Below are 6494 nucleotides of genomic sequence, written 5' to 3' on the forward strand. Positions count from 1 at the left end.
GCTGGCGCAGGCGCTGGAGCTGGCGCCGGAGCGGGCGCTGGTGCGGGCGCTGGTGCCGGAGCAGGCGCTGGTGCCGGGGCTGGCGCAGGCGCTGGGGCTGGTGCTGGTGCGGGCGCTGGTGCCGGAGCGGGCGCCGGTGGCTAGGGCCTGATCGGAGCCGGCACAACCACGCGATTCCCGGTCTGGCCGGGTGGCAGAGCCAAGCGGCCGCGCCACCCGGCCAGACTGCCGACACCTGCAGAAAGGGCACCCAGAACAAGCCACTGAACCCGCTCACAGGCAATTCACCAAAGTGAAGACATCCACCCCCACACCGATACACGAAGTAGCCTGCCAGCGCGTGCAGGATCCAGAACTCCTCACCGGCGAGAAATGCGGCCGGGTGGCTAGAATTCGCACGGCTCATATCCTCAAAACACAACATATTGAAATGCTCGCCGTCTCGCCGCTGCCGCCTCGCCCAGCGCAGCTCGGCCTGCTGGCGTCTGCGCGACTGTACGAGACCGCGACCGGACTGCGGCTGTTACTGGAGGAGACTGCCTGACCGGGCGGGCCCACCAGCCGACCGCTGATGCGCAAGCGTCTGCCAGGTCTGCCCCGGCTTCACCGGGATGACGAATGCGTCGTTCTTCGGCTGATGGACGAGGACCGCAAGGACGGAGAACCCCTCCCGCCGGCGCTCGTCACGGTGGAAGATCTGCAGATGCAGCCGCGTTCCCCCGCGACCGCCCAGCAGCTCGGGCCGCCCTGGTCGTGGCGCCCTCCAGCAGAGCACCACGTGGAACTACGAGGTCTTGAAGGTACGCCAGCACTGGCGCCACCGGCGCCCGTGACAGAACCACACCACCGGCAGGTGACGGCCGCGGTCTGCGGCCACCGCCATCTCATCACCCGCAAGTTGCGCGATCCGGCCACCGGACAGATCGTGGAAGGGACCGTGGAGGACCGCACCATGCCGGACTGGCGCGCGAACGCCCGGTGTCCGAAGCGGCAGCACCGCGAGCACTACAGCAAGGATGCGGTGCCGACCGTGGAGATCACCGGTCTGGGCGGCCCCGCCGACGCAGACGAGCAGCCGGACCCGGTCGAGCTCGCCGCACGACTGGACCACAGCCTGTTCGCGGTCGTCCACCCGCCTCAGCTCGATCGATGACGGCGGTGTCGTGAACGCCGCAGTCATCAACGGCTCCTCCCTCCATCGGGGAGGACGCGACCTTACCCGTGCGCGTGGCCGACCCATGGTGCCCCCTCCGGATCAATGCATCGGAGGACCACCATGACGATCAAGGGCTACGACGTATCCGCCTTCCAGGACACGAACTTCCCCACCACCGGCACCAGCTTCGCGTTCATCAAGGGCACCGAGGACCGTTCCTACGTCAACCCCAAGCAGAAGCAGCAGACCGCGCACGCCCGCGCCGCGGGCCTGGTCGTCGGCTTCTACCACTTCCTGCACCCGGGCCACATCAAGGACCAGGTGGCCCACTTCGCGGAGAGTTGCGTGAGCATCGAGCACGACCTGCTGGTCGTCGACTGGGAGACCAACCCGAACGGCACCGCGGCAACCTGCGCGGAGAAGGATTCCTTCATCGCCGAGATCAAGCGGCTGCGCGGCTCCGACCACAAGGTCGGGCTGTACTGCAACCGGGACTTCTGGCTTCACCGGGACACCACCGGCAATGCAGGGGATTTCCTCTGGATCGCCGAGTACGGCGTGGCCGCGGGCAAGCCCAACATCCAGGCCACGTGGATGTTCCACCAGTACACCGACAGGCCGCTGGACACCAGCGTGGGCAACTTCGCCTCCAAGGCCGAGCTGGTCGCCTTCGCGGGCGGCATCAACGGCGAGAGGAAATAGAGTTCGAGCCGCTGGCGGGCGGGGCCTGGTGCTGCCGAAGGAAGTGACCCACCACGTCATCACCTTCGCCAAGGACGACAAGGTCGCACATCTGGGCACCTCCCCGCTGGACCACGAGCAGCACCCGGCGGACGAGCTGGTCGGCATCTACCGGCAACGCTGCGAAATCGAGCCGGCCTTCGACGAGATCAAGAACCACCTGGGGCCGGGAAGCTCGCTGCGCTCCCGAACAGCCGAAGCCGTACGACAAGAGTTGTGGGCACTCCTCGCGGTCCACCAGGCCGTCCGTCTGTTCGCGCACTGAGGTTGATCCCCGGGGTGGGCACCGGGGATCAACCTCAGAATGCTGGGTCCGGCATGCAGTTGCCCTGCCGCAGCAGGGCGCCCACTCAACTCCTCATCAGCGCGTCACCAACGGGATCGCCGTGCGTCTCGTCCGAGTCCGCGACCTCTTCCATCTGGTCTACCAGCCACTTGCCGTCATTCCGGACCAGACGAAGTACGTCCTTGTCGACCCCGGACTCTTTGGGCCAGGTGTAGGTCCACTCGACCATCACGGCCGTACCGGCCGGGTGATCACCGAAAGCCGGAACGGCTTTCACCCCACTTGCCTTGACCGGACCGAGCTGGGCGCGGTCCGGTCCGCTGTCCGTGGGCTTCTGTATAGGAGGGACGGTCGAACCGTCTGCTCGTACTAGCGGCGGTGGAGCAGATGTCTCGGCGGCCGAGGGGGTTGGCTCCGAAGGTTCGTCGTTGTCGGCGACACACTGCTTGACCGTGCCGTGGCGGTACTGCTCTGTGCGCATCCGGCAGACGCGTTGCCAGTCCTGGTCGTTGACCGCCTCCTGGTAGGACTTGGCGAACTTCGAAGCGGAGGCCGTCGGGTCTGTACCACCTCCGCCGTTCATCCCCGTCTCCTTCTTCTCGTCGGCGTTCGACGAGCATCCGGCGATCACCACTGTTAACGCTGCTGCTGCGGCCACCCTGATGGCGCCTCTCATCTCATCCCCCAGGTCCATGCTTCGAAGCCAGTGCGCACTTACTTGATCCTATTCACGGCCCCTCCGGGGCATCACGGCGGACCAGGACACTGAGGAGGTGGCTTGCCCCTCGTGGGACTCCGTCGAGCGTCGAGCCTCGTTCCTGCAGGTCAGTGAGTTGCGCAGTCCGCCCGTGGCACGGTGCGCACACACCTTCCCGCAACGGGCGGACGAGCCATGAAGGAGCAGGACAGCGATCACATGGGCCCTGACTTCCGCTCCGGCCCGCAGGCCGAACCAGTCGTGGGATCGTCATCAGCCTCCGCGCCTGCGCGCAGGTCCAGCATGCTGCCGTCACGGAAAGCGGACCAGTGCCGGCGCTCAGGAGCGCTCCACTGTCCTGGCGATGACAGGTCATCAGGATCACGGCGATGGCCCATGGTTCGTTGTACGGGCGACCTGGTGCCTGGCGCCAGGGCGCCGAGCAGGAATCGAATTCGCTGACCTACAGACTCCTGAATCGCGTTGCGTGGCGGGGCTGGCGGCCTGTCACCCCAGATAGGCGGGGGCGACAGCGGAAGTCATCAGTCGGCGGGCCGTGCCGGTGCCGTCGGCGGGGACGGTCCACAGGTCCTGGCCGTAGTCACCGGGAAGTGCGTAGACGAGGGTGGAGCCGTCGGCCCACAGAGCCTGGTCGTCTATGTTGCGCTGCTCGGCGGTCGCGGTCTCCTTCATCGTGTGCAGGTCGAGGACGTACAGCCGCCAGGGCGCGTCGGGAGAGGCTCCCTTGACGCGTTTCTTGTAGGCGATCCGGGTGCCGTCGGGCGAGAGGGAGGGGCATTCGACGTTACGGTGAAGGGTGGTGAGGGTGCGTGCGGCGACGTCGCCGCGGACCAGATAGGTCCGGCCGCCGGTCGCCAGCGTGGCGTAGAAGCGGGTGTCGTCGGCGAAGGTGACACCCCAGATGTTGGTGTCGGCGGAGCGGTAGGGACGGCCGTCCTTGGTGATGCGGAAGGTCTCCAGGTTGTCGTCGATCGCCCAGGTTCGGGTGTCGACGATGGCGGTGCGGGTGGAGAAGTTCGTGCCGGCATAGGAGTCGCCGCTGACGAAGACCGTCCAGGCAACCAGGTGGCCGGAGGGTGAGACCCGGGCTCGGGTGGGGATGCCTGCTGCCGGGAAGTGGTGCAGCTCGTGCAGGTGCGAGTCGAGTACCACCGCCCGGTAGGTGTCCTGCAGGGCGCCGTGCACGGCCTGCAGGCAGATGCCGGTACCGGCCGCCGCGTGGAAACGCAGGCACTTGACGCCCGATGCGATGCGCGGCCCCTGCGGATGGTCGGCTGGCACGGTGGCGATCTCGTCGCGGTGCGGACCCCAGGCCAGGTTGCGCACCAGCAGCCGGCGCCCGGCCGTCGGCCGGAGCGTGACGGTTCCGGGCCGCACGGTCGGACCGTTCGCCTGCTGCTGGTCACGCATGCCCGACCGGTGGGCGGCGTAGAGCACGGCCCCGGTGCCGATGCTCCCGAGCAGCAGGACGGCGGCCAGCAGGATCACCAGGCGGGTGCTTCTGGTCATGTGGACACCTCATCGCCGGGACGAAGGACGAACGAGGCCACCAGGGCGCTGATGGCCAGTGCGGCGGCGGTGACGGCGAGTGCGGTTCGCCCGCCCCACAGGCTCCAGACCGCGCCGAAGAGAAGCGAGCAGGTGAACCGGGCCAGCGCCTGGCCGGTGCCGACCAGTGCCTGTCCGGCACCTTGGTGCTGTGCCGGCACGGCGTTGGCAGTGGCAGCCGCGAGGACTCCGTCGGTCGCGGCGTAGAAGGTGCCGTGCAGCACGAGGACGGCGACCACCGCCGGGACTCCGTGCCAAGGGGAGAGCACCAGACCGTAGCCGAGGAGCAGGACGCCGTGGCCGCCCAGGAAGAGCCGGCGGCGGCTGATGCGGTCGGCGAGTGCGCCGAGCGGGACGGCGAGCAGCAGGAAGACTGCGGCGGTGCCCAGCGGCAGTAGCGGGAACAGATGGGCGGGCAGGTGCCCTTCGCGCTGGAGCAGCAGATAGAGGAAGGAGTCGCTGACGGTGGTCAGGCCGAGCAGGGTCGCGCACACGGTGAGCCGGCGCAGCCCGGGGCGGCGCAGTAGCCCGAGCGCGTCGCGTAGCACCGGCCGAGCCGATTCGGGCAGTTGTACGGCACCGGCGGGGGCGATGTGGCGGGGCACGAAGAGCACCAGCACCAGGACCCCCAGCGCGGCGACGCAGCCGCTGACCGCGAAGACCGCGTCGTAGCCGTCGACGGTGGCCCGCAGCACGGCGAAGGCGACGAGCGGGCCGAGCAGCGCACCGGTGGTGTCCAAGGCACGGTGCACCCCGAACGCCCGCCCCCGGTGCTCGGGTTCGGTGGCCAGCGAGATCATCGCGTCCCGGGGGGCGGTGCGCAGCCCCTTGCCGGTACGGTCGACCGCGAGCACGGCGCTGATCACGGGGAGCGTGTGGGCGATCAACAGCAGAGGCTTGCACACCGCCGACAGGCCGTAGCCGAGGCCCGCCACAACCTTGTGTCGGCGGCCTCCCCGGTCGGCGAGATGGCCGCCGGCCAGCCGGACCAGGGCCCCGACGCCGTTGTTGATGCCGTCCAGCAGCCCGAACCCGAGCGGCGACAGACCGAGGCCCACGACCACGTAGAGCGGCAGGACTGCGGTGATCATCTCCGAGGAGACGTCCGTGATCAGGCTGACCGCACCCAGGGCCAGCACGGTGCCGGGCACGGCGGCCGGCCGCCGCCCCGGACGGGTGTCCGGGGCGACGGCGGGCTTGGTGCTGCGGGAGTCCGCGAGATACACGGGCGTCAGTTCCAGATGCCGGTGATGTCGGAAGCCGAGGCGGCGTTGCCCGCGTGCGTGGTCAGACCGGCCAGGTCCTCCACGGTGCGCAGTACGTTGTAGTGGTTGTAGGTGGTGGAGCTGGAGCTGCCGGGGGCGACGTGCTGCCCGTAGAGGACCGTGGGGATGCGGTTGCCGGACTGCTTGTTGTCCTCGTCGAAGGTGACGGCGAGGATGCTGTTGTGGGTCTGGGCCCAGGTGGCGTAGGCGCCCAGGTGGTTCTGGATCCAGGTGTCGCCCGTGGAGACCGAGCAGTCATGCATGTCACTGCACAGGTTCGGGACGACGAAGGAGACCTTGGGCAGGGTCGTGTAGTCGGTCGGGAACTGCGCCATGGTCATCGCGGTGTTCGTCGGCACGTTGGAGAAGCCGAACCACGGGTTGTGCTTCTGCGCGTAGTTGCCGCTGCTGCAGACCGTCGAACCCTGGCTGGGCAGCGACTCGTTGTAGCTCTTCCAGGTCTGACCCGCGGCGATCAGCTCGGAGCCGAGGTTGGGTGCGGAGATGGAGCCGACGGTGACGCAGCTGTCGTCGGTGCGGCCCTGGTTGGAGCCCGAGAAGAGCATGTAGTAGTTCGGCTCACTGGGGTGGGTGAGGCCGAAGGACTGTGTGAGGTTGGCGCCACCCGCCTTGAGGGTGTTGTTGATGTACGGGGCGCTGGAGCTGCCGATCACCTGCGAGTAGGCGCGCAGCACGGCCAGTACGGGGTGGCCGTTGGCCTGGGCGTCGGAGAGGCGCTCCAGGACGACGAGGCCGACGCCCTCCGACCACACGGTCCCG

The 6494-nt window shown here is 68.5% G+C and carries 8 protein-coding genes; 4 read left to right on the forward strand and 4 right to left on the reverse strand.

Going from position 1 to position 6494, the window contains the following annotated elements; translation table 11 throughout:
- Positions 1 to 340 precede the first annotated feature (340 nt).
- The 4 genes from AB0H32_RS45675 to AB0H32_RS45690 all read left to right on the forward strand — a co-directional run bounded on the left by AB0H32_RS45675 (position 341) and on the right by AB0H32_RS45690 (position 2162).
- Positions 341 to 544 (forward strand): hypothetical protein, encoded by a 204-nt coding sequence (locus AB0H32_RS45675; RefSeq protein WP_361134799.1) that lies wholly within the window; start codon positions 341 to 343, stop codon positions 542 to 544.
- 309 nt (positions 545 to 853) lie between these two features.
- Positions 854 to 1153: a hypothetical protein gene (locus tag AB0H32_RS45680; protein ID WP_361134802.1), complete on the forward strand. Its 300-nt coding sequence runs from the start codon at positions 854 to 856 to the stop codon at positions 1151 to 1153.
- A gap of 123 nt (positions 1154 to 1276) precedes the next feature.
- The gene (locus tag AB0H32_RS45685) at positions 1277 to 1858 is read left to right on the forward strand and encodes a glycoside hydrolase family 25 protein (protein ID WP_361134804.1); all 582 of its coding nucleotides are present in this window, start codon (positions 1277 to 1279) and stop codon (positions 1856 to 1858) included.
- A 43-nt stretch (positions 1859 to 1901) separates the two neighbouring features.
- Positions 1902 to 2162 carry a transposase gene (locus AB0H32_RS45690; RefSeq protein WP_361134807.1) on the forward strand — a complete coding sequence of 87 codons (261 nt, stop codon included), beginning with the start codon at positions 1902 to 1904 and terminating at the stop codon, positions 2160 to 2162.
- 85 nt (positions 2163 to 2247) lie between these two features.
- Here the strand turns inward: AB0H32_RS45690 and AB0H32_RS45695 are convergent, their stop codons facing one another.
- The 4 genes from AB0H32_RS45695 to AB0H32_RS45710 all read right to left on the reverse strand — a co-directional run bounded on the left by AB0H32_RS45695 (position 2248) and on the right by AB0H32_RS45710 (position 6487).
- Complete coding sequence (locus AB0H32_RS45695; protein ID WP_361134810.1) at positions 2248 to 2877, reverse strand: hypothetical protein; 630 nt, start codon at positions 2875 to 2877, stop codon at positions 2248 to 2250.
- Between the two features lie 510 nt (positions 2878 to 3387).
- Entirely contained in the window at positions 3388 to 4410 is a 1023-nt protein-coding gene (locus tag AB0H32_RS45700) for a TolB-like translocation protein (protein WP_361134813.1), read from the reverse strand.
- Complete coding sequence (locus AB0H32_RS45705; RefSeq protein WP_361134816.1) at positions 4407 to 5675, reverse strand: MFS transporter; 1269 nt, start codon at positions 5673 to 5675, stop codon at positions 4407 to 4409. The genes AB0H32_RS45700 and AB0H32_RS45705 overlap by 4 nt, the downstream gene beginning before the upstream one ends.
- A 5-nt stretch (positions 5676 to 5680) precedes the next feature.
- Positions 5681 to 6487 (reverse strand): alkaline phosphatase family protein, encoded by an 807-nt coding sequence (locus tag AB0H32_RS45710; protein ID WP_361134819.1) that lies wholly within the window; start codon positions 6485 to 6487, stop codon positions 5681 to 5683.
- Positions 6488 to 6494: the final 7 nt, after the last annotated feature.

It is taken from the genome of Streptomyces sp. NPDC020362, from assembly GCF_040642095.1.
Classification (GTDB): domain Bacteria; phylum Actinomycetota; class Actinomycetes; order Streptomycetales; family Streptomycetaceae; genus Streptomyces.